Genomic DNA, 21,189 nt, shown 5'->3' on the forward strand with positions numbered 1-21,189 from the left:
GGCAGAATTTGGGGAATAAGATGACAGAAATACAGCGGCTGCTGAAGAGCACCATTGATGAACTTAATGTGAAAGAGAAACGCGACAACCGTCCGCGTTTTAGCATTAGCTTTATTCGCAACCACCCATGGCTTTTTGTCGCCATGTACGCGGCTTTCCTGGCCACGCTTATTGTGATGCTTCGTTCCGAAACGCTGGTGGATTCTGTCTGGCTGTTAATTGTTTTATTTGTTCTGCTAAACGGTTTCTTCTTCTTTGACGTCTATCCACGCTATCGTTATGAAGATATCGACGTTCTTGATTTCCGCGTTTGCTACAACGGCGAATGGTATAACACCCGGTTTGTCCCTGAACAACTTCTCGAGCGTATTCTGCAATCGCCACGCGTCGATCGCGAGCAAAAGGCGCAGCTACAAAAAATGATCGCCACCAAAGGCGACCTCTCATTTTACGATGTGTTTTCTCTTACTCGCGTCGGTTCTGCGCAATAAGACGATTGAGCGTCCGTACCGCAGCAATGAAATGTGAGGCGGACGTATTTCCGTAGCCCAGAACCAAGCCGCTTCGCGCCGTTTTTACATCTAGATAAAAACGGCTTAATGCCCCGGGCGCCAACTGAAAGCGCCGGGCCTGCTGCACAATCGCCTGGTCATCCATGTTGTCGATAGCGACGGTCAGGTGCAAGCCTCCCTCTCCGCCAAAGAGTTCATAAGGATGGTTAAGTTCTTGAGCTAGGACGTCCCGCAGGTGCTGCTGGCGTTTGCGGTACAAACGGCGCATCGCGGCCAAATGACGTGCGTAGTGCCCCTCTTCAATGAACAACGCCAGCGCCTTCTGTTCAGCCCGGTGCCCGCCGCGTAATAGCGCACCAATGACGCCTCGTGCAGCCTCCGCCAGCGCGGGAGGCATCACCATAAAGCCAATGCGCAGCGCCGGAAATAGCGTTTTGCTGAATGTCCCCAGATAAACCACCGGCGCCTGCCTGGCCATCCCCAGCATGGCCGGAATGGGCTCACCGCTATAGCGAAATTCGCTGTCGTAATCATCTTCGATAATCCACGAATCATGCCGGCGGGCATATTCCAGTAACGCCAGTCGTCGCCCGGCGCTCATCACGGCTCCGCAGGGGTATTGATGTGAAGGTGAAGTAAAGATCAATCGCGGCGCTTTGCTATCAGCAGAGGTATCTAAACGCATTCCTTCACGATCAACCGGTACACCCTTTATATGAAGACCTGATTTGAGAAATATGCTTTTTGCTCCCGGATACCCGGGCTCTTCCACCCATGCCGTATCGCCGGCTACGCTCAGCAGGTGCGTGCATAAATCGACGCCTTCCAGCGCCCCTTCTGTAATCACTATCTGGCTGGCTTCGCCGCGGATCCCCCGGGAGAGCGCGAGGTGGCGAGCAATGGCTTTTCGTAGTACGAGCTCTCCCTGCGCATCGCCGTAGCCCAGTAATGTGCTGCCCTCTTCGCGCAGTACCCGATCGAGCAGCCGACGCCAGATGGAAAGTTGAAAGTAATTCACCGCAGGCATTCCCGGCGTAAAGAGCAACGCGGGCGAATCCCGGTGAATTGCTGCCGGCAATCCCTGTAAATATTCAGGAAGCACAATAACGCGCGCCTCAATGTCCTCTTCTCCCTGAGACCTCAAGGGCGCGACGTACGTTCCCTGACGACTACGTAATAGATATCCTTCTATTGCCAGCTGCTCCAGCGCGCTGTTGATGGTATTGCGCGAAAGCCCCAGATGCTGCGCCATGGCGCGCGAACCGGGTAGACGACTATCGCCCGCCAGCGTGCCCTGCAAAATAGCCTCGCGCAGTTGCTGATAGAGGGTTCGCTGTAGGGTTTCACTTCCTCTACCGCATAGGGCCTGCTCGAGTAAAGTAAAAAAAGCATCATCCGGAATATTCATCACCGCTCCTCGTGGCACCATATAAACATACTCTTATGGCACTTTTTATGGAACCAATAAGGGCTTAATCTCATGGCATTCACCCACAAAGGAACCCCCCATGAGCCATCTTAATCAATTCGATCAACCCGTTGGCGCTGCCCTGCCCGACTGGCAGCCTCGTCAGCACCCCGAGAGATTGAATCTGCAAGGTCGCCTTTGCCGGCTTGAGCCATTGCGCTCCACGCACGCCAGCGCGCTGTTTGATGCCCATCGCTTAGCCCCGGACACCCGAAGCTGGACGTGGCTGCTGCGTGAGCAGGATAACAGCGTCGAGGAATATCGCGCGTGGATAGAGAGCGTGGCCATGCAGGCCGACCCCATTCACTATGCCGTGATAGATCAGCTGACAGACCAGCCCGTTGGCTCACTGGCGTTGATGAGAATTGATGCCAAAAATGGCGTTGTTGAAGTCGGCCACGTACACTTTTCGCCTCTGTTGAGCCGGACGGCGATGGCAACCGAGGCCCACTCGCTACTGATGCACTACGTATTTGATACGCTCGGCTATCGTCGCTACGAGTGGAAATGCAACAGCCTGAACGAGCCTTCACGCCGGGCGGCGCTGCGGCTGGGATTTCAGTATGAGGGACGCTTTCGTCAGGCGCTGGTGATAAAGGGCCACAACCGCGATACCGACTGGTTTTCGATTATCGATTCAGAGTGGCCGCAGATTCATAGAGCAATGCGGCAATGGCTGGCCGCCGACAACTTTAGCGCCGATGGCCAGCAGTTACGGACGCTGGAGAGCTTCCGTTAACGTCTTTTCTTGCGACCCTGTACGGCCTTAAAGCGGGGATTACTTTTGCAGATAACGTAAAGCCGCCCTTTTCGTTTCACGATCTGGCAATCCGGATGGCGCTGTTTCGCGCTACGCAATGAGTTGAGTACCTGCATTATTTGCTCCTTTTCGCATCAATAAAACCGCCGAAGCGCTGGCGGAAACGAGCGGTGCTGCCTTCATTGTTGAAGGCCTTCTGTTTACCGGTGTAATACGGATGCGATTTGGAGGAGACGTCGAGCGTGACGTAGGGATACGTCTCGCCATCCAGCTCAATCTCACGCTCGGTGCGGATCGTTGAACCGACTTTAAAGAATTCGTTAGCGCTGGTGTCGTGAAAAACCACCGTACGATAATGCGGATGAATATTGGGTTTCATAGCGACCTCAATCATTACGTTATAACATAACAATATCGTACGCCGTGCGAATCTAAAGATCAACCCTGAGAATAAGAAGGATTATGGGCGGCGCAGGCCGCCCGTTACGGATTAAGGGCTCAGCTGATGCGCCAGGGCCCTGAGCTGTTCGGCAATAGACTGCAGGTTTTTGCCGGGCTCCGTTTTCGCCCCGGTAGAGTGGCGCACGACAAGACGGGCCGGAAGAATTGAAGAAGTATGGGAGGTTTCGTTATCGCCGCTATCGAGTAGGCGCCGAACGGCCTCTTTTCCTTGTAAGTCAAGATCCAGCGAAACGGTGGTTAGCGCCGGGTAAAAAAACGAGCTTTCATAGGTATCATCATAACCAATAACCGACTTTTCCCCCGGGATCGGTACCTGATGCTGATGAAACGCGCTAAGCACGCCCAGCGCCATCTGATCGTTCCCCACCAAAACGGCGGTAAAGTTTGGCGTCTCTCGCAACATTTGCAGCGCGCCGGCATAGCCGCTCTGCGCATCCCAGTTACCGCGAATCACCGTGACCGGCTGTAGCCCATAACCTTCGAGGGTTTCTATCCAGCTTTTCAAACGCAATTTGGCCGATACCGAGCTTTCCGGACCGGCCAACAGCGCTATCTCCCGATGCCCCATTTCATAGAGATATTTGACGCTGGCTCGGGTGCCGTCTGCCGGATTAAACGAAACGTTAAACACGGAGCTATAGGGATCGACATCTAAAAAAAGACAGACGATATCATCGTTATCAGCGGCAATTTTCTGAGCCTGATCAGTCTCCAGAGGCACGTTGATGATGACCTTATCCACCAGCTGAGATTTAAGTTCATTAATGGAATCTTGAATGCTTTGGTTGACGCTCTCATCGATCATTGAAATGAGTACCTGATAACCTTCCACATTCGCATAGCGTTTAACCGCCGCGGCCACCTGAGAAGGCGCATGCAATGCGAGGGAGATCGTAACCAGACCTACGGTACGGCTTTGCTTGCCTACCAGCTGTTGCGCCAGGCGGTTTGGGACATAACGCAGCTCCTCAATGGATTTCTCCACCTTGCTGCGCGTGGCTTTGGATACATTAGCAGATTTGTTGAGTACCCTGGACACGGTCTGATAGGAGACGCCCGCATGGCGAGCAACGTCTTCTAAGGTCGCGCTTTTAGACTTCATGGTCCGGTTCCTTATGTTGTTATCCCTGGATTGTAACAGGGGCAATGTAAAAAAACGCTCATTGCCGCCTTCCTCGAACAACAATCAACATTAAAAGTATTACGCTCACAATACAACAAATTGTGAATAGACTCACCACCTGTAACAAAACCCGCTAATTTATTTGCAGTTAATCACACTATAGCGATCATTCAATTGCCTGTATTTTGGTTTAGGGATTTTATAACACCGGTTATGTGAACGTAATACAAAAAATAAGAGGATAGACATGAACACTACGCTGCGCACACTCTCCGCTGCGTTGGCCGCTGCGCTGATTTCACCATCCGTGTTTGCTGCTTCCGCCACGCTTCCGGGTATCGATTTTCATGGCTATATGCGCGCCGGGGTTGGGGTCTCCGGCGACGGCGGTCAGGCCGAATGGCAAAAAAACAAAATTGGCCGTCTGGGTAACGAGTCCGATACCTACGGCGAGCTGGAGTTGGGCTCGGAGGTCTACAAGAAGAATGACGTGAGCTTCTATCTCGATAGCATGGTCAGCATGGTTTCTGACGGTTCGAACGATAACGAAACCACGCTCGATGATGATGCGCAGTTCGGCCTACGCCAGCTCAACCTGCAAATTAAAGGGCTGGTCCCGGGCGATCCGAACGCGGTCATTTGGGGCGGTAAACGCTACTACCAGCGCCACGATCTGCACATCATTGATACCAAATACTGGAACATTTCCGGATCCGGCGCCGGGATAGAAAACTATACCCTCGGCCCTGGCGCCGTCTCATTTGCCTGGATCCGCGGTGATGCGAATGACGTCGACTACCGCGTCGACGGCGACAGCAACGTGAATATTAACTACCTTGACCTGCGCTACGCAGGCTGGAAGCCATGGACCGGGTCGTGGACCGAATTTGGTATCGACTATGCGATGCCTAACACCACCAAAAAGCAGGACTCCTACGGCGGCCTGTATGATGCAGAAAACGGCGTCATGCTAACCGGTGAAATCAGCCAGGATATGCTGGGCGGTTACAACAAAACGGTGCTGCAGTACGCAAACAAAGGGCTGGCGCAGAACATGGTTTCCCAGGGCGGCGGCTGGTATGACATGTGGAACTACGTCAATGACGCCACCGGCTATCGGGTGATCAATACCGGTTTAATTCCGATTACCGAAAAATTCTCTATTAACCACGTTCTGACCTGGGGATCCGCGGACAACATCACCGATTACACGGATAAAACGCGCATGCTGTCGCTGGTGGCTCGCGGACAGTATCAATTCACGGAATACGTACGCCTGATTGGCGAAGTGGGCGGTTTTTACCAAAAAGATAGCTACAAGAACAATACAGACTATAAGCAGGCTGGTGAGAAATATACCATCGCGCTGGGCCTGGCCGATGGCCCTGACTTTATGTCTCGCCCGGAACTGCGTATTTTCGCTTCGTATCTGAATGACTCAGAAAATGGTAAACCTTTCGAAGATCAAACAGCCAATAACACGTGGAACTTTGGTGTACAGGTCGAAGCCTGGTGGTAGTCGTCATTTAACTGTTTTATCTCCAGCTGTAAGGTCGTTAATTACCCTCCGGTAATGATTATTGCCATTGATACTTTGTTTTCTTTTCGGGATAACCCATTATTGCGTTATCCCGTTTTATTTTATTTACGGCTGGCAAAGTGTTCGTCAAGTAATTGACGCAAAGCATCCGACTGTTTACCGAAAATAGCATGCACCTGCTGCCCAAGGATAATAACGCCAAGCGCTCCCTGCTGCTGTAGCTCCTGAGAGTCAACAATCGACAGATTATTCACCGTGACGCGTAAGCGGGTGATACAGGCGTCAACGTTGACAATATTCGCCTCGCCGCCGAAAGCCTGAATTAAACGTTCAATCTGTTGTTGTTCCCTAGGGCTTAACGTTACCGCCGGACGCGACTGGGAGAAGTAATTCAGAAAGGATTTTAAACTCACCATAATAAGCTCCTGATAAGCAGATAAAAAAACGCCTGCTCGCAGGAGCAGGCGCGGATAGAGAAAAATTACGCGTGACGACTGAGGATGCGGCAATCCCACGCTTTTAAGGTCAACGGCGCGTTCAAGTCCGTGCCGGTAAGGCTGTCCTGGTAGCCCTGCGGTAAGGTCACCTGCTGCTGCTGCGCGCTGTAGTTTTGCAGGAACACGTAGGTAGTCTCACCGTCCGTGCGCGCGGTCGCCACCACGCCCGGCGGGAAATCGGCCTCCACCGCGCGCGGCAGCGCCAGCTCTTTACTTATGGCGCTGAAGAAGTCCCGCTGGAAAGCCAGATCGTTGCGCGAAGCGACATGCCAGGCTTTACCTTTACCCACGTGATTAACGGTGACCGCCGGTCTTCCCGCGTAAAAATCATCGCGGTAGGTCGCCAGCGGCTGCGCCGTTTCGGCGTGGATCAGTTCACACAGATGGCGTACCTGATACGGTCCCTGCAAACCTCCTTCATTGCCCGCCAACCCCTGTACCAGATTACGTTCGCCATCGTTCAGGCAGTCAATCTCTTCCGCCCAGATGCCCAGCAGCTTGCGCAGTGGACCCGGGAAGCCACCGAGATAGCATAGGTCAGATTCGTTAACAATCCCCGTCCAGTATGTTGTAACTAAATGACCGCCGTTGGCCACAAACGCCTCGGCGCGTTCGGCAAAGCCGTCGCGAACCATATACAGCATCGGGGCAATGACCAGCCGATAAGCGCTCAGGTCGACGTCGGCATCAATGATATCTACCGCAATCCCCTGTTCCCAGAACGGACGATAGTGCTCGTTGACGGTATTTTCATACTCCATCCCGAGATTACGCGGCCCCTGAGCATCATCCAGCGCCCAGCGGTTTTGCTGGTCAAAGATAATCGCCACTTTCGCATCCGTCCGGCAGCCCACCACGTCCGGCAGCTGGCTTAACATCTCGCCAAGCTTTGTCACTTCACGGCCCACGCGCGTATCCAGGTGACCGACGTGATCGATAATTGCGCCATGGAATTTCTCTACCGAACCGCGGCTCTTACGCCACTGAAAATACTGTACCGAGTCGGCCCCGTGCGCTACCGCCTGCAGAGAAGAGAGAGTATGCATTCCCGGTTTTTTCAGCTTGCTGGTCGGCTGCCAGTTAGTCGCGCTCGGCGTGGACTCCATCAGGACAAACGGTTTTCCGCCCTTCAGGCTGCGCATCATGTCGTGATACATGGCGGTGTAGCAGGCCAGCGTGGTTTCATCTTTATCGCGATGCCACATGGGGTAGCTGTCCCACGAGATGAAGTCCAGCGCCGGCGCCAGCTGCCAGTAGTCGTAATCGTAGAAATACTCCATAAAGTTGGTTGTCACCGGCAGCTCAGCATTCGCCGCTTTCAGTGGCGCAATTTCGTGGCGGCAGAAATCCGTCACCTGAGCGGTATTGAAGCGATGCCAGTCAAGGTTCAGACCATGAATGGAGACTTCCCCCTGCGGAGCCGGGGATTCAATTTGCGACCAGTCGCTATAGGTGTGGCTCCAGAAGGTGCTCCACCAGGCATGATTGAGATTATCCAGCGTTTCATAGCGCGCTTTCAGCCAGTCACGGAAACGCTCCTGGCACAGGCTACAGTGGCATTCGCCGCCATACTCATTGGAGATATGCCAGCCCAGCACCGCCGGATGCTGCGCATAGCGCTCCGCCAGCAGGGTGTTAATTTTCAGGGTTTTCTCACGATAGACCGGCGACGACATACAGTGGTTGTGACGCCCACCGTGCAGCGCAGGCACCCGATCGCGACCGACGCGCAGGACCTGAGGATATTTCTGCGACATCCAGGCCGGGCGTGCGCCGCTTGGGGTCGCGAGAAAGACATGTATTCCGGCGGCATACAGTTTATCCAGGATACTGTCCAACCAGCCAAACTCAAATACGCCTTCCTGAGGTTCAAGTTTCGCCCAGCTAAATATCCCTACCGACATGACATTACATTTTGCCTGCTGCATCATGGCAATATCTTTATCAATAATATCGGGATAGTTCTCCCACTGCTCCGGATTATAGTCGGCGCCATGCAATAGCGCATTGACCTTCGGACTCAAAGGCGCAAATTTTTTCATAATAAACATCCTGAAGTTTAAAGCTGAATAATTAATTAAATACCTTCATCGACGGCAACGCTTTCCCCTGGCAATCAAACAGCGCCTGATTTTCCCGGGCATTACCCTCTTTCCACTCATCGTGGATATATTTCATTCCGGCAGGTGTCGCCCAGGTATTTCCCGGTACGGCAATCCACGTCGGCTCCCAATAAAAAATACCTTTACCACGATGGTCTGGAACATCCGCAACGGCCTGCATTAAGTCGTGAATATAATTATATTGCCCCTGTACGGTGGCGGGATAACCGCCATCCTTTTCCTCTTTCGCCTGGAAACTATTTTCGGCGTTGTCGCAGTTCTCCAGGGTATAGGCATAAGCGGCCTCTACCACAATCACGTCTTTGTTATAGCGCTTGCTGATATCATCCATATTGGCTTTCAGCGCGCTAATCGGTCCATTCCAGTAGGTATACATCGACAGACCAATAATGTCGTAAGGCACGTTACGCTTGCTGATTTCATCAAACCACCAACGGAAGGTGTCGTTTTTCGTGCCTTCGGCCAGATGAAGCATAATTTTAACCTGCTCACCGGCGGTGAGGTTTTCCTTCAGGCCATCGATGGCGGCGTTAAGCAGCCCCGCCAGGCGATCGAACTCGCCGCCACCCTGCCCCCAGCTTTTGCCCTCCGGCCACAGCATACCGCCGTTGATCTCGTTGCCGATCTGCACCATATCCGGCAGTACGCCCTCCTGCTTAAAACGGGCGATCGTGTCGCGAGTGTAGTCATGAATAGTGGTTTTCAGCTGCGGATAATCCATTTTCTCCCATGCCTTCGGCTTGAACTGCTTGCCGGGATCGGTCCAGAAATCGCTGTAGTGAAAATCAAGCAGCAGCTTCATCCCCTGCGCTTTTGCCCGCTTCGCCAGCGCCAGCGTCGCCGCGAGATCGTTATCGCCGCCGCCGTAGCGCTGACTCTGGGCGTCTTTTGGATCGACCCACAGGCGCAGGCGAACATAGTTCACGCCGTCGGCCTTCAGAATCGCGATCGGATCCTGCTGCTGATTGTGGTGGTTAAAAAACTTTGCGCCATGCTTTTCCGCGTCCAGCAGCGTGGAGATATCCGCGCCTTTAATAAAATCAGCGGGCATGTTGCTAAACGCTCTGGTTTGTAGCGCGTCCGCTGCCAGCGTACTGGCGGAGAAACAGCATGCCAGAGAAACAGCAAGCCACGCGGGTGTTAATCTTTTCATGGGGTTATCCTTTTGTGCTGCCAGAGGTGAGGCCGGAAACAAAGTATTTTTGTAGCGCCAGATAGAGAATCGCTACCGGCACGGCAATCAGCACCGCGCCCGCCGCATAGGTGGTGTAGCTGGCGCCCATTTTCTGCGCCACCAGGTTATACAGGCCGATCGGCAGCGTGTACTTATCCGGGGTACGCAGAATGGTGCTGGAAAGGATGAAATCCCCCAGCGGGCCGGTAAACGAGAACAGCGCCACCACCGCCAGTATCGGCTTCGACAGCGGCATAATGATTTCGATAAAGATGCGGAAGCTGCTGGCGCCATCCATCCGTGCAGATTCATCCAGATCTTTAGGGATCGCGTCCAGGTAGCCCTTCATGAGCCAGGTATTCATCGGGATCATGCCGCCCACGTAGATCAGTACCAGCGCCAGATGGCTATTGATCAGCCCCAGCAGCTGAGAGAGAACAAAGATCGCAATCAGCGCCGAGAACTGCGGGATCATCTGCAACAGCAGAAATAGCATCAGCCCGTTCTGCCGCCCTTTGAAACGAAAGCGCGAAAACGCATAGGCGGTGAAGCTCACGCTGAATAAGGTCAACACCATAGTCATGAAGCTGATTTTCATCGAGTTCCAGTACCAGGTGAGATAATTCACATTGCCGTTAAACAGATCCGCGTAATGCTGGAACGACAGATTTTCAGGAATAATCGACGTACTCAGCAGACTGTTCCCGGCATTCAGCGACGCCCCTACCGTCCAGACCAGCGGGTATATAATGATCGTCGATACAAAGATGACCACCAGCCAGGTGAGTGACAGGCGAATCCACTTTTCGCGTTTAATACTCGGTGATTTAGCCATGTTGCTTCCCTTACGCCATGTCGTCGTTTTTGAAGGATTTCGTGGCGCGGAACTGCCACAACGCCAGGCCGACGACAAAAATCGACAGCAGGATCGTGATGGTGGCCGCGATGGCGTATTGCGAAGACGACATGGTCAATTTGTAGATCCACGACACCAGAATATCCGTACCACCGGCATTCGACCCGGCTACCGCCGGCCCGCCGTTGTTGAACAAGTAGATGATGTTGAAGTTGTTAAAGTTGAAGGTGTACTGGGTGATGATGATCGGCGCAATGGAGTAGAGTACCAGCGGCAGAGTAATGGTCCGCAGGCGGGTAAACGCGCTGGCGCCATCCATGGTGGCCGCTTCATACAGATCGTCCGGGATCGCCTGCAGGACGCCGGTGGTCATGGCGAAAACAAACGGGAAACCCAGCCAGGTCTGCATCATAATCAGCGCCGTCTTGGTCCAGAACGGGTTGGTCAGCCACGCCTTTGGACTGATGCCAAAGAAGGACAAAATGGCGTTGTTAATCACCCCGAATGAATCATTGAACATACCGGCAAAAACCGGAATCGTCACGAATCCCGGTACCGCCCACGGCAGAATGAAAATTGTACGGATCATCGGCTTAAAGCGCAGATCTTTCTGATTGACCAAAATCGCCAGCAGCACGCCGACAGTACACTGCAGGGTCGTCGCCAGCAGCGTCCACACCACCGTCCACTGCAATACATCAAAGAAAGTCGAACGCCAGATGGATAATGTGAAGATGTTGATGAAGTTTTTGAATCCCACCCAATCCACCAGCTTCGCCGGCGGTGTGTGATAGAGATTGTAGTTAGTAAAGGCGATAGCAAAACCAAACAGGATCGGGAAGATGACCACAAACACCAGCAGTATGAAGCCGGGCGTGATCATCAGATACGGGAACCCTTCGCTGAGCAGCATCTGATACTGCTTGCGTACGCTATTCAGCGCCACGCCTTCATCGCGCTTTTTGCCGTTAACCCAGGCGTCGCGCAGCGAGAGGAAATAAACCAACAAACCGAATGCGATAATCAGTACGCTGATTATCCCTTCCGCCAGCAGGAAAATAGAGTTATCCCGCGGGACTTCCTCGCCTAAGGTATATAACCCCCACAGGCCTTCGCTGAGAAAGTCATAGAAAATGCTCATAAAACTGCTCAGCAGCGCCAGGAAGACAATCCCCTTCAGCCACTGGCGGTGATAAAACTGCCCAAAACCCGGCACGATAGCCAGCAACAGGCCGCACCACGCATGGCGTCCTGCGCCGCGCGCTTCGGCAATATTTTCGCTGGGATTGATAATCACACACGACTCCTTCTGAAAACGGGAGGACGGCCCTCCCGTTCTGTTACATCACCGGATTATTGATTGCTGGCCTGCATGGCTTCGATCTGCATCTTGATCTGCTTCTCTGCGTTATCGAGCGCCGCCTTCGGTTCCTGTTTACCGGTCAGGCTAAGCTCCAGCGCGGCGTTCGCCGGGCCCCATACTTCGCCCATCTCCGGGATCCCCGGCATCGCCGTCGCCCGCGCTGACTGAACCGCCACCGCGCTGGCCTTTTCGTCATTCTTAATCAGGGGATCGTCAATCATGGCCTTCAGAGGCGGGATTTCCCCGGTGGCGACATAGCGCGCTTTCACATACTGCGGCTGGTTGATGAACTCGATAAACTGCTGCGCCAGCGCTTTATCTTTACTCCACGTCGAGACCACATAGCCTTTCACACCGAGGAAGGAGCTCATCGGTTTGCCATCCGGCAGCGTCGGCAGAGGCGCGACGCCATAATGAATGCCTGCCGCTTCATACGGCTGGAAGGCCCACGGGCCGTTAATCACCGCTGCCGCTTTCTTCTCGGTAAACAGCGAGTCGATGGCGTTCAGCCCGTTATCGCCGAGGATCCCTGCCGGGAATACCTTGTCGGTGTAGAATTTTTTCAGGAAAGTCACCGCTTCCACCGCACCGGGCTTATTCAGGCCGACATCCTGCGGGTTGAAGCCGCCCTTATCGTTTTTGCCAAAGATATAACCGCCCATCGGACCGATGGCGCCCCAGCTGTAATAAATTTGGTCAAACTTCGCCAACAGGCCGTACTTACCCTCTTCGCGCTGCTTCTTCGAATAGTCGAACCACGCCTGCAGGCTATCCAGCGGCTTGTCGATCAGGTCTTTGTTGTAAATCAGCACCAGGGTTTCCACCGCTTTCGGTACGCCGTAAAGCACGTTATCCATATGGAAAGCGTTGATTGATGCCGGCGTAAAGGCCTCCTGCTTCGCCTGGTCCAGCGTCAGGGGAGACAGCAGCCCCTGGACGACCGCACCGCCTAGCTGGTCATTAGGGATCACCAGCACGTCCGGGCCAATGCCCGCCGGGCCATCAAGGCGCAGCTTTTCCAGCTGCTGGGCATACGGCATTTCCTGCACGTTCACCTTAACGTTGAACTGCTTTTCAAAATCGCTTACCGCGGCCTTAATGCCGTCGGATTTTTTGATGTCTTCCCAGACGTTGAGCTGTCCGGCCGCGTGCGCCTGCAGGCTCACCAACTGCCCGGCAGCCAGAGTAGTAAGGATCAGTGCAGCAAGAGTGTTCTTTTTCATTATCAACCTCATGTGAAGGTATAACAATTTAATGGTTTTTATTGGGCGATGTGACTTCCTAAAATCTTTCATTTAACTGATAAGCAGTGATTCATAAACAAATCTTCCGTTATTTTTGATTTGTTATACGGTACGCTTTGAATGCTGACAAAACTACTAAAAGCTGCCAGTTGTGTGATCGTGATTGCAGAAATGAAACATCGATATAGGGTGCTAAAACTCTGGAAGTTATAGTCACTGCATGATTTTAGTGTCGTTGAGCATCGCTCGGCTGAATTGTTACACGTTATACAAATAGCGCGTCACAGCCCAAATCCCAACGGCAAAAACGGCTACTAACCCGGGGAATGTTGATGTCCAATATACGACTGAGGAATGTCACCAAACGGTTCGGCAGTACAGTGACGCTGCATCAGGTAAACCTTGATATTGAAGATGGCGAATTTGCAGTTTTCGTCGGCCCGTCCGGCTGCGGTAAATCGACGCTACTGCGAATGATTGCCGGTCTCGAAGAGGTGAGCGAAGGTGAAGTACTGATCGGCGATGAGGTCATGAACGACGTTGTTCCCGCCCATCGCGGCGTCGCCATGGTATTCCAGTCTTATGCGCTCTATCCGCACATGACCGTGGCGGAAAATATGGGCTATGGCCTGAAGGTGAATAAAGTGCCAAAAGATGAAATTCGCCGCCAGGTTGAAATGGTGGCGAAAACGCTGCAGCTCTCTCATCTGCTGGATCGTAAACCTAAACAGCTTTCCGGAGGCCAGCGTCAGCGCGTGGCGATCGGTCGCGCCATCGTGCGTAATCCACGGGTGTTTATGTTTGATGAACCCCTCTCCAACCTTGATGCTGAGCTGCGCGTTGAGATGCGTCTGCATATTGCTAAACTGCATCATGAACTCAAAACCACCATGGTTTATGTTACCCATGATCAGGTTGAAGCGATGACGCTGGCCGATAAAATCGTGGTGATGAACTACGGCAAAGTTGAGCAGATGGGTTCGCCGATGTCGCTGTATTACAACCCGGTCAATAAGTTCGTTGCGGGATTTATCGGTTCGCCGAAAATGAACTTCCTGCCCGCGACGGTCACCGCATGGCAGCCGGGCCAGCTTAGTGTGAAGATGGCGCAAGACCATAATCTGACGCTCAATATCACCACATCGCCGCTGCAGCCCGGCGCTACCGTTACCCTCGGTATTCGTCCTGAACATCTCTCAACTGATGTGAATATTGGCACCGTGGTTGAATTTCAATGTGAAGTCGTCGAGAGACTGGGTAACAACACCTATCTGTTCGGTCAGTGCTATGGCCACGATAATGTCAAAATTCTGCTGCCCGGCGACGTTCATTTCCGTCCCTGGCAGAAAATTAGCGTCGCGTTCGACGATCGCTACTGCATGGTCTTCGACGAAAATGACCTGCGGATTAGCGCCGACATCGCCGCGCCGGACGCTCATTAAACGCAACATCTGATTGTCATGATTGCACTTTAGAATATGAGTCTGTGCTGACAACGCTTATTGTCAGCATACCAGCCCTCGTTTTTCTCCGCGACGCTTCATGCCTTGAGCGTCGCGGTTCATCCACTGTTAGCCCGAATTCGTTGCTATCTTGCGATTCGGGCCTTTTTATCCCGCGTGGTGAATCCCTTTTTATCTTTCGCGTATACTCATCGAACCCCTCCATAAAATAAGGAAATACTCATGACGACCCGGCATCAGGTGAGTCTGGTTACAGGGGTATTGATACTTGCCATTATCTTGCCGGTCGCGCTGAGCATCTGGCTGGCAACGCAGCAGGCCAAAGAGCAGTTTTATAGCGAGCTGGACAACTTTTCCGTCCGCGTGCTGGCGCGCGTTCAGCAGGTTGCCGATCAGGCAAGAGAGGCGCTGAAAGAAGCAGATGCGCATACGGCCACGACCTGCAGCCCGGAGCATCTGCTCACTATGCGACGGATCGCCTATACCCACCGTTACATTCAGGAAGTGCTGTGGTTACGCGAGGGTATTCCGCAGTGCTCCTCTCTTGAAGAGCACCAGGTGTCGGCCACCTTTCCCACTCCCGACCATCTCACTGCCGATGGCTACCGTACCTGGCTGACGTCGGTTAGCGACCTGGGACTGAAACATAAAATGACGGCTATGGGCAGCGAGCATCACGTGGTGATGATCGATCCTGTGTCGTTTATCGATGTCATTCCGTTAGGCCATGAAGAAATTCACACCCTTTTGTTTGGCACGAAACGCGATCAAATCATCATCAGCAGTAAACCACTCAACGCTGACGTCTGGGAGAAAATTAAGCATCAGAATGCCGAAACCTTAACCCTCAATAGCACCGTTTATCGTCTTCATCGTATCCCGGAACTGGGGTTGGCTATCGTCACCTGGTCCTCGACGTTGCCGCTGCAGAATAAGCTACATCAGCAGCTGATGCTGTGGCTGCCGATTGGTCTGTTCACCAGCCTTCTGGCCTCATTTCTGCTGCTTCGCCTGCTGCGCAGGCTGCGCTCGCCGCGTAATGGGATGCTTGATGCGCTGAATTCCCATGCCATTCAGGTCTATTACCAGCCTATTATTTCGTTGCAGAGTGGAAAGATCGTCGGCGCGGAGGCGCTTGCTCGCTGGAGGCAGCCCGATGGAAGTTTTTTATCGCCGGATATTTTTATTCCGCTTGCCGAACAAACCGGGCTGATAACGCGCTTAACCGAAGATATTGTACGGAAAATTTTTGCCGATCTCGGTAACTGGCTGCGCCGGCGTCCGGAGATACACATTTCGATAAACCTGTCGGTTGATGATTTGCGCTCGCCAAAGTTGCCGCTCCTGTTGCAAGAGCAGCTTCAGCTTTGGGGCATCAGCGCTCAGCAGATCATTCTGGAAATCACCGAGCGCGGTTTTGTCGACCCGCAAACCACTTTACCGGTGATCGCCGGCTATCGTCAGGCCGGACACCGTATTTCCATCGATGACTTCGGCACCGGCTACTCCAGCCTGAGCTATTTACAAAAACTGGACGTAGACACCCTGAAAATCGATAAATCGTTTGTCGATACGCTGGAGTATGAACTGCTGACGCCGCACATTATTGAAATGGCGAAAGCGCTCAATCTGGCGACCGTCGCAGAAGGCGTCGAAACCGAAAGCCAGCGCGACTGGCTACGTATGCATGGCGTGCAGTATGCCCAGGGCTGGCTTTATAGTAAGGCGCTGCCAAAGGAGACATTTATCCTCTGGGCTGAGAATAACCTGAAGGCGGATTCCGCGCCCTCCGGTATTGCTCACGTCTGACTCTATTTCAGATAGGATTTTATTACCTGCATCACTACATCAAGGTCAGCTTCGCGCTGGCCCTCCTCCGGCTCTTTAACGACGTGATCCGTTAAATGCCCCTGGATAACCTGCATCATCATGCCGTTTACCGCACCGCGAATTGCAGCCAGCTGCTGTAAAACCTCGGCGCATTCATGTTCGCGGTTTAGCATTTTTTCCAGCGCGGCGCTTTGCCCCTGAATTTTCTTCAATCGGGTCAATAACATCTTCTTGTGACGAACGGTATGTGACATTTCGCGATCCACTATTTGATTAATCGATCGTTTCCACTAACGACCCTTGTATGCAATCAGAACAGCATAACATGCCCTACTCCCCCGGAGTATTTTTCTACTGGGGGGTAGTATTTATGTACTGGGGGGGAGTAGCATACAAGCACTTTTTAGTTAGGGATCACGTTATGAACGATTTCGCTTCACTCCTGCAGCAGGGCAACGCCTGGCTATTTATTCCCAGCGCGATTCTGCTGGGCGCGCTGCACGGTCTTGAGCCCGGGCACTCAAAAACCATGATGGCGGCATTTATCGTGGCGGTGCGCGGAACATTAAAGCAGGCGGTGCTGCTGGGGCTGGCGGCGACGGTATCGCATACCGCGGTGGTCTGGCTGGTGGCCATGGCAGGCCTGTGGTTCGGCCGCGGCTGGAATGCACAAACGTCGGAACCCTGGTTTCAACTGTTCTCAGGGATCCTTATCGTACTGATTGCCTGCTGGATGCTGTGGCGTACCTGGCGCGAATCTCGTTCATATCACCATGAACATGAACATGAACATGAACATAAGCATGAACACGAACATAAGCATGAGCATCACCACCACCATCCGCATGAACATTATCCCCACGTTCATCAACATCCGCTGGTTGCCGCCGATGACTGGCAGGACGCCCATCAGCGCGCACATGCGCAAGAGATCAATCGCCGCTTTAACGGGCAACAGGTCACTACCGGGCAGATCGTCTTGTTTGGACTGACGGGGGGACTCATTCCCTGTCCAGCGTCAATAACCGTGCTGCTTATTTGCCTGCAGTTGAAAAAGTTCTCGCTGGGCGCAACCCTCGTGCTGGGGTTTAGCGTTGGGCTGGCGCTCACTCTGGTGGCTTCCGGTGCAATTGCCGCGCTGAGCCTGAAGCACGTAGCCAACCGCTGGCCCGGGCTGAACGATCTCTCGCGCAAAGCGCCGTGGATTTCCGGCACCCTGATTATGGTGGTGGGTTTTTATATGCTGCTGCATGGCTGGGGCCATCTGTAACGCGTCTATCGCCATCCCCACAAACGATGGGGATGGCAAAGATGAATTATTCATCCAGAAGCGGGGCGAAGCCGCCGTATATCATTCGTTTTCCATCAAAGGGCATATTTTCGCCAAACTCTTTCATTCGCGGGTCGGCCATCATTTTGGCATTGGCGGCATCGCGAGCCTCTTTAGAGGGGTACTCAATCCAGCTGAACACTACCTCTTCACCCTCTTCAGCTTTCACCGCCATGCGAAAATCGGTCTGCTTGCCATCCGGGACATCATCCGCCCAGCACTCGACCACACGTAATGCGCCAAACTCTTTAAATAATGGCGCGGCCTTTGCTGCCATCTCGCGGTATGCCTCCTTATTTTCCGCCGGTACGGCAACGACAAAACCATCAACATACTTCATGAGTCTGATCTCCGAAGTGAACAGTACGACCGGAGAATCCGGCCGTATCTGAATTGATAAGTTTAGTCGCCAGGCCTGATAACAGCGTAAAATCAGGAAATAGCCTCACCGGGTTTCGCCAGAGCCTTACGCGCGGCTGGCTGATGGAACCACGGCAGGCACAGCTGGATCAGCGGACCGATAGTTAACGCGTAGAGTACGGTTCCCACGCCAAACTTGCCGCCCATCATCCAGCCAATCAGCAGAACCGAAACTTCAATCGCGGTGCGAATACCGCGCAGTGACCATCCCGTACGGGCATGCAGGCCGGTCATCAACCCATCGCGCGGCCCTGGACCGAAACCCGCGCCAATATACATCCCCGTCGCCAGCGCATTCAGAACGATAGCCCCAACCAACAGCAAGCTACGCGCCACCAATGAATCAAACGGCGGCAGCACGGCCAGAGTCGCGTTTGCCGCCAGCCCCAGCACAATGACGTTGCTTACCGTCCCCAGCCCAGGCATTTGCCGCAGCGGGATCCACAGCAGCAACACTGCCGCTCCCGTCAGGATCATGACCGTGCCAAAATCCAGATTAAACTGTTTGCCGATCCCTAAATGGAAAACATCCCACGGGTCGGCCCCCAGATTGGCGTGAACAAATAACGCGGTCGACACGCCGTACAGGACCAGACCAATATAAAGTTGTAACAAGCGACGTACCATTTTTCACCTCAAGACAATTGCGATCTCCCCCATCATCAGCAAAAATGGATTGATAATTAATGGCCAGTTTTTAAAAAGTGGATTGCTATGTCATCTCGTCGCTTTGGTTCACAATCGCTGGTACGGCTGCTCGGCAACTGGCAGGAGTCCACCTCTCGTACGCCTATCTGGCGTCAGTTGGCGGAAGCGCTGCGCCTGCTTATCCTCGATGGCCGCCTGGCGCTGGAAACCCGCCTGCCGGGCGAACGTGAACTGGCGGCAGCCCTGAATATCAGCCGCACCACGGTTGCCAGCGCGCTCGGGCAGCTGCGGGAAGAGGGCTATCTCTATAGCCGCCAGGGAAGCGGTTCGCGGATCGCCCTGCCGGAGCGTCCGGTGGAAACGTCAGCCCAAAAACCGGACCCGCTCTCGGTGAATTTGGCCGTTGCCGCCCTGAGCGCCGGACCCGAGATCCATCAGGCCTACAGCCAGGCCCTGAAGATTATGCCTGAGCATTTATCCAATACCGGTTACGATCAACAAGGGCTAGCGCTGCTGCGCGAAGCTATCGCCCGCCGCTATAGCGAACGCGGGCTGCCAACCCGCAGCGATGAGGTGATGATTGTCAACGGGGCGCTTAGCGGCTTTGCGCTGGTTCTGCGTTTATTCACCGGGCCCGGCGATCGAGTGGTGGTGGATGCGCCAACTTATCCCATGGCGCTTAGCGCGATTCAGGGCGCATCATGCCGTCCGGTTAGCGTTGCGTTACCGCAGCAGGGATGGGATTGCGACGGTTTGGCGGCAACGATCGCCCAAACGGCTCCGCGCCTGGCCTGGCTGATGCCGGATTTTCATAATCCTACCGGCCGATGTATGGATAGCGCCACGCGCCAGCGGGTAGCGGATATCGCCGCGCAAAGCCGCACCACGCTGGTGGTAGACGAAACGATGGTAGATTTATGGTACGACGCCCCGCCGCCGCCGCCTTTATCGGCGTTTAATCCCGATGCCCCGGTGATAACCATCGGCTCGGCAGGAAAAAGCTTCTGGGGCGGTCTTCGCATAGGCTGGATCCGCGCCTCTTCACGAACCATTGCCTCGCTGGTTCAGGCACGCGACTCTCTCGATCTCGGTTCCCCACTGCTGGAACAGCTGGCCTGCTGCTGGTTACTTGAGAATGAGAACAGACTGCTGCCGTCACGCCGCGCCATGCTGGCGACCCGCAGGGACATGTGCGGGGCGCTAATGGCGGAATATTTTCCCCACTGGCGCTTCACTCCGCCGGAAGGGGGACTCTCTTTTTGGGTTGAATTACCCGGCATGCTGGCGACGCTCTTTTCCGTTCGCGCTGAAAGCCGCGGAATTCACATCGGGACAGGCACACGCTTTGGTCTGGCCGGCGCGTTTGATCGCTATCTGCGTTTGCCCTTTACTCTTTCGGATGAGGAACTACGCAGCGCGTTTAATACATTGCAGCCGCTATGGCATAGTCTTACGGAGCAGAAGGAGAACTTTCGTCTGAGGAAAATCATCTAATAAAATATCGACGGGCTGGAGCCAGCCCGTCAAAAACCATCATCCGTGATGCATATGAGATGTTTTTATAAAATTGCCGTTCAATTTTGTCTTTCTGACGTGTCAGCCCGATGACAAAATTGAAATAGTTTCATTAATGCTGACGCGGGATCGGAAACCCTTTCAGAGAAATAATAAAGCCGTCTTCATCTTTTTTAATTTTTGCACCTGTGTCACACCAATCGGAGGCAATGCGAAAAAACTCATCGCTACCGATATTCCAGTTCAGGCGTACGTGCTTGACGTAGCCGGAACGCAGCATGTCGCAGGCTTCGCTATAGTTGCTGGCTGTAGAGAGTTGTTGTTTCATTTTCTCTTCTTCAGAATTTTACGTAATGCTTTGATTTCTTTAGGGGTTAATGGAGACGCTTCCTCTTCGGTATGCTGGCTATCGATATCTTCTTCCGAAACCCCCGCCTCATCTGCCGATTCCACTGCCTGAAAGGCCAGGAGTAGCAGTTTCTCCGTAGCCGTTCCTAGATTTTCGTTATTTTCTTCCGCATACTGACGCAGCTTTTCTTTTAACTCGCCATCAATTTTTACGTTCAGAACTACAGTGGTCATAGTCACGCTTCCCGTGAAATAAAATCATCATATAATTAATACACGAAGTTAACATGCTGATCCAGAGATATATTTTTAGCTTATATCTAACAACATTTTCCCATGAATAATCTGCACGTTATATATGACATAAAGATGACATTAATATTTCATTTAAATTTCAATTTTATGACGTAGCGAATTTTTGGCATAAAAAATAGATGTTTTAGAAACTGAAAAAATACACACTTTATTTGTGGATATTAAATATGAAAGGATCAGCGAAGTCGCTTTTTGGCT

22 protein-coding genes are annotated in these 21,189 nt (G+C 53.1%); 7 read left to right on the forward strand and 15 right to left on the reverse strand.

The window, feature by feature from the left end; genetic code table 11:
- Positions 1-20 precede the first annotated feature (20 nt).
- Entirely contained in the window at positions 21-491 is a 471-nt protein-coding gene (locus tag EGY08_RS08285; RefSeq protein ID WP_004129906.1) for a YlaC family protein, read from the forward strand.
- Here the strand turns inward: EGY08_RS08285 and EGY08_RS08290 are convergent.
- Positions 466-1,920, reverse strand: a complete 1,455-nt coding sequence (locus tag EGY08_RS08290) for a PLP-dependent aminotransferase family protein (RefSeq protein ID WP_123828395.1) — start codon at positions 1,918-1,920, stop codon at positions 466-468. The two genes, EGY08_RS08285 and EGY08_RS08290, sit on opposite strands and share 26 nt — an antisense overlap.
- A 100-nt stretch (positions 1,921-2,020) precedes the next feature.
- Between EGY08_RS08290 and EGY08_RS08295 the strand changes: the two genes are divergently transcribed.
- Positions 2,021-2,719, forward strand: a complete 699-nt coding sequence (locus EGY08_RS08295) for a GNAT family N-acetyltransferase (protein WP_123828396.1) — start codon at positions 2,021-2,023, stop codon at positions 2,717-2,719.
- On the opposite strand, the gene ykgO is transcribed toward EGY08_RS08295, so the two are convergent.
- The 3 genes from ykgO to EGY08_RS08310 all read right to left on the reverse strand — a co-directional run bounded on the left by ykgO (position 2,716) and on the right by EGY08_RS08310 (position 4,304).
- Positions 2,716-2,856 (reverse strand): type B 50S ribosomal protein L36, encoded by a 141-nt coding sequence (gene ykgO / locus EGY08_RS08300; protein ID WP_003859006.1) that lies wholly within the window; start codon positions 2,854-2,856, stop codon positions 2,716-2,718. The two genes, EGY08_RS08295 and ykgO, sit on opposite strands and share 4 nt — an antisense overlap.
- A complete protein-coding gene (locus EGY08_RS08305; protein ID WP_004129897.1) occupies positions 2,856-3,119 on the reverse strand; it encodes a type B 50S ribosomal protein L31 in 264 nt (87 codons plus the stop codon). The genes ykgO and EGY08_RS08305 overlap by 1 nt, the downstream gene beginning before the upstream one ends.
- A 111-nt stretch (positions 3,120-3,230) precedes the next feature.
- Positions 3,231-4,304: a LacI family DNA-binding transcriptional regulator gene (locus tag EGY08_RS08310; RefSeq protein ID WP_004129892.1), complete on the reverse strand. Its 1,074-nt coding sequence runs from the start codon at positions 4,302-4,304 to the stop codon at positions 3,231-3,233.
- A 268-nt stretch (positions 4,305-4,572) separates the two neighbouring features.
- Between EGY08_RS08310 and EGY08_RS08315 the strand changes: the two genes are divergently transcribed.
- Positions 4,573-5,844 (forward strand): maltoporin, encoded by a 1,272-nt coding sequence (locus EGY08_RS08315; protein WP_004129890.1) that lies wholly within the window; start codon positions 4,573-4,575, stop codon positions 5,842-5,844.
- Positions 5,845-5,966: 122 nt separating this feature from the next.
- On the opposite strand, the gene EGY08_RS08320 is transcribed toward EGY08_RS08315, so the two are convergent.
- From EGY08_RS08320 to EGY08_RS08345, 6 genes are all read right to left on the reverse strand, one after another.
- A complete protein-coding gene (locus EGY08_RS08320; RefSeq protein WP_123828397.1) occupies positions 5,967-6,281 on the reverse strand; it encodes a glucose PTS transporter subunit EIIB in 315 nt (104 codons plus the stop codon).
- Between the two features lie 65 nt (positions 6,282-6,346).
- Positions 6,347-8,404: a beta-galactosidase gene (locus tag EGY08_RS08325; RefSeq protein WP_087828756.1), complete on the reverse strand. Its 2,058-nt coding sequence runs from the start codon at positions 8,402-8,404 to the stop codon at positions 6,347-6,349.
- A 31-nt stretch (positions 8,405-8,435) separates the two neighbouring features.
- Positions 8,436-9,638, reverse strand: coding sequence for a glycoside hydrolase family 53 protein (locus EGY08_RS08330; RefSeq protein ID WP_123828398.1), 1,203 nt, complete (start codon positions 9,636-9,638; stop codon positions 8,436-8,438).
- A 4-nt stretch (positions 9,639-9,642) separates the two neighbouring features.
- On the reverse strand, positions 9,643-10,494 hold the full coding sequence (locus tag EGY08_RS08335) for a sugar ABC transporter permease (RefSeq protein ID WP_004129882.1): 852 nt from the start codon (positions 10,492-10,494) through the stop codon (positions 9,643-9,645).
- A 10-nt stretch (positions 10,495-10,504) separates the two neighbouring features.
- Positions 10,505-11,812 carry a carbohydrate ABC transporter permease gene (locus EGY08_RS08340; RefSeq protein ID WP_123828399.1) on the reverse strand — a complete coding sequence of 436 codons (1,308 nt, stop codon included), beginning with the start codon at positions 11,810-11,812 and terminating at the stop codon, positions 10,505-10,507.
- A gap of 56 nt (positions 11,813-11,868) precedes the next feature.
- The gene (locus EGY08_RS08345; RefSeq protein WP_004129876.1) at positions 11,869-13,101 is read right to left on the reverse strand and encodes a maltodextrin ABC transporter substrate-binding protein; all 1,233 of its coding nucleotides are present in this window, start codon (positions 13,099-13,101) and stop codon (positions 11,869-11,871) included.
- Positions 13,102-13,454: 353 nt separating this feature from the next.
- On the opposite strand from EGY08_RS08345, the gene EGY08_RS08350 reads away from it, so the two are divergent.
- Together EGY08_RS08350 and EGY08_RS08355 are read left to right on the forward strand one after the other, a co-directional pair.
- Positions 13,455-14,564, forward strand: coding sequence for an ABC transporter ATP-binding protein (locus tag EGY08_RS08350; RefSeq protein ID WP_049113924.1), 1,110 nt, complete (start codon positions 13,455-13,457; stop codon positions 14,562-14,564).
- 243 nt (positions 14,565-14,807) lie between these two features.
- Positions 14,808-16,394, forward strand: coding sequence for an EAL domain-containing protein (locus tag EGY08_RS08355; protein ID WP_112165810.1), 1,587 nt, complete (start codon positions 14,808-14,810; stop codon positions 16,392-16,394).
- A 2-nt stretch (positions 16,395-16,396) separates the two neighbouring features.
- Here EGY08_RS08355 and EGY08_RS08360 read toward each other — a convergent pair whose 3' ends face one another.
- Positions 16,397-16,669: a metal-sensing transcriptional repressor gene (locus EGY08_RS08360; RefSeq protein ID WP_004129869.1), complete on the reverse strand. Its 273-nt coding sequence runs from the start codon at positions 16,667-16,669 to the stop codon at positions 16,397-16,399.
- Positions 16,670-16,836: 167 nt separating this feature from the next.
- Here EGY08_RS08360 and EGY08_RS08365 point away from each other — a divergent pair, with 167 nt between their 5' ends.
- Positions 16,837-17,685, forward strand: coding sequence for a nickel/cobalt efflux protein RcnA (locus tag EGY08_RS08365; protein ID WP_123828400.1), 849 nt, complete (start codon positions 16,837-16,839; stop codon positions 17,683-17,685).
- A gap of 46 nt (positions 17,686-17,731) precedes the next feature.
- On the opposite strand, the gene EGY08_RS08370 is transcribed toward EGY08_RS08365, so the two are convergent.
- Positions 17,732-18,085: a DUF1428 domain-containing protein gene (locus tag EGY08_RS08370; protein WP_004129864.1), complete on the reverse strand. Its 354-nt coding sequence runs from the start codon at positions 18,083-18,085 to the stop codon at positions 17,732-17,734.
- 92 nt (positions 18,086-18,177) lie between these two features.
- Positions 18,178-18,792, reverse strand: coding sequence for a YczE/YyaS/YitT family protein (locus tag EGY08_RS08375; RefSeq protein WP_049113919.1), 615 nt, complete (start codon positions 18,790-18,792; stop codon positions 18,178-18,180).
- Between the two features lie 87 nt (positions 18,793-18,879).
- Between EGY08_RS08375 and EGY08_RS08380 the strand changes: the two genes are divergently transcribed.
- The gene (locus EGY08_RS08380) at positions 18,880-20,307 is read left to right on the forward strand and encodes a PLP-dependent aminotransferase family protein (protein ID WP_123828401.1); all 1,428 of its coding nucleotides are present in this window, start codon (positions 18,880-18,882) and stop codon (positions 20,305-20,307) included.
- A gap of 133 nt (positions 20,308-20,440) precedes the next feature.
- On the opposite strand, the gene EGY08_RS08385 is transcribed toward EGY08_RS08380, so the two are convergent.
- Together EGY08_RS08385 and EGY08_RS08390 are read right to left on the reverse strand one after the other, a co-directional pair.
- Positions 20,441-20,656, reverse strand: a complete 216-nt coding sequence (locus EGY08_RS08385) for a hypothetical protein (protein ID WP_004129860.1) — start codon at positions 20,654-20,656, stop codon at positions 20,441-20,443.
- The gene (locus tag EGY08_RS08390; RefSeq protein WP_004129858.1) at positions 20,653-20,910 is read right to left on the reverse strand and encodes a hypothetical protein; all 258 of its coding nucleotides are present in this window, start codon (positions 20,908-20,910) and stop codon (positions 20,653-20,655) included. Before EGY08_RS08390 ends, EGY08_RS08385 begins: the two co-directional genes overlap by 4 nt.
- Between the last annotated feature and the right edge of the window lie 279 nt (positions 20,911-21,189).

This window comes from Klebsiella sp. FDAARGOS_511 (genome assembly GCF_003812845.1).
GTDB lineage: Bacteria > Pseudomonadota > Gammaproteobacteria > Enterobacterales > Enterobacteriaceae > Klebsiella > Klebsiella grimontii.

Coding starts and splice junctions, on each gene's coding strand:
- EGY08_RS08380 (WP_123828401.1), top strand. CDS start 18,880: ATGTCATCTCGTCGCTTTGGTTCACAATCGCTGGTACGGCTGCTCGGC.
- EGY08_RS08330 (WP_123828398.1), bottom strand. CDS start 9,638: ATGAAAAGATTAACACCCGCGTGGCTTGCTGTTTCTCTGGCATGCTGT.
- EGY08_RS08360 (WP_004129869.1), bottom strand. CDS start 16,669: ATGTCACATACCGTTCGTCACAAGAAGATGTTATTGACCCGATTGAAG.
- EGY08_RS08350 (WP_049113924.1), top strand. CDS start 13,455: ATGTCCAATATACGACTGAGGAATGTCACCAAACGGTTCGGCAGTACA.
- EGY08_RS08315 (WP_004129890.1), top strand. CDS start 4,573: ATGAACACTACGCTGCGCACACTCTCCGCTGCGTTGGCCGCTGCGCTG.
- EGY08_RS08320 (WP_123828397.1), bottom strand. CDS start 6,281: ATGGTGAGTTTAAAATCCTTTCTGAATTACTTCTCCCAGTCGCGTCCG.
- EGY08_RS08355 (WP_112165810.1), top strand. CDS start 14,808: ATGACGACCCGGCATCAGGTGAGTCTGGTTACAGGGGTATTGATACTT.
- EGY08_RS08310 (WP_004129892.1), bottom strand. CDS start 4,304: ATGAAGTCTAAAAGCGCGACCTTAGAAGACGTTGCTCGCCATGCGGGC.
- EGY08_RS08375 (WP_049113919.1), bottom strand. CDS start 18,792: ATGGTACGTCGCTTGTTACAACTTTATATTGGTCTGGTCCTGTACGGC.
- EGY08_RS08290 (WP_123828395.1), bottom strand. CDS start 1,920: ATGAATATTCCGGATGATGCTTTTTTTACTTTACTCGAGCAGGCCCTA.
- EGY08_RS08335 (WP_004129882.1), bottom strand. CDS start 10,494: ATGGCTAAATCACCGAGTATTAAACGCGAAAAGTGGATTCGCCTGTCA.
- EGY08_RS08370 (WP_004129864.1), bottom strand. CDS start 18,085: ATGAAGTATGTTGATGGTTTTGTCGTTGCCGTACCGGCGGAAAATAAG.
- EGY08_RS08325 (WP_087828756.1), bottom strand. CDS start 8,404: ATGAAAAAATTTGCGCCTTTGAGTCCGAAGGTCAATGCGCTATTGCAT.
- EGY08_RS08365 (WP_123828400.1), top strand. CDS start 16,837: ATGAACGATTTCGCTTCACTCCTGCAGCAGGGCAACGCCTGGCTATTT.
- EGY08_RS08385 (WP_004129860.1), bottom strand. CDS start 20,656: ATGAAACAACAACTCTCTACAGCCAGCAACTATAGCGAAGCCTGCGAC.
- EGY08_RS08285 (WP_004129906.1), top strand. CDS start 21: ATGACAGAAATACAGCGGCTGCTGAAGAGCACCATTGATGAACTTAAT.
- EGY08_RS08345 (WP_004129876.1), bottom strand. CDS start 13,101: ATGAAAAAGAACACTCTTGCTGCACTGATCCTTACTACTCTGGCTGCC.
- EGY08_RS08295 (WP_123828396.1), top strand. CDS start 2,021: ATGAGCCATCTTAATCAATTCGATCAACCCGTTGGCGCTGCCCTGCCC.
- EGY08_RS08305 (WP_004129897.1), bottom strand. CDS start 3,119: ATGAAACCCAATATTCATCCGCATTATCGTACGGTGGTTTTTCACGAC.
- ykgO (WP_003859006.1), bottom strand. CDS start 2,856: ATGCAGGTACTCAACTCATTGCGTAGCGCGAAACAGCGCCATCCGGAT.
- EGY08_RS08390 (WP_004129858.1), bottom strand. CDS start 20,910: ATGACCACTGTAGTTCTGAACGTAAAAATTGATGGCGAGTTAAAAGAA.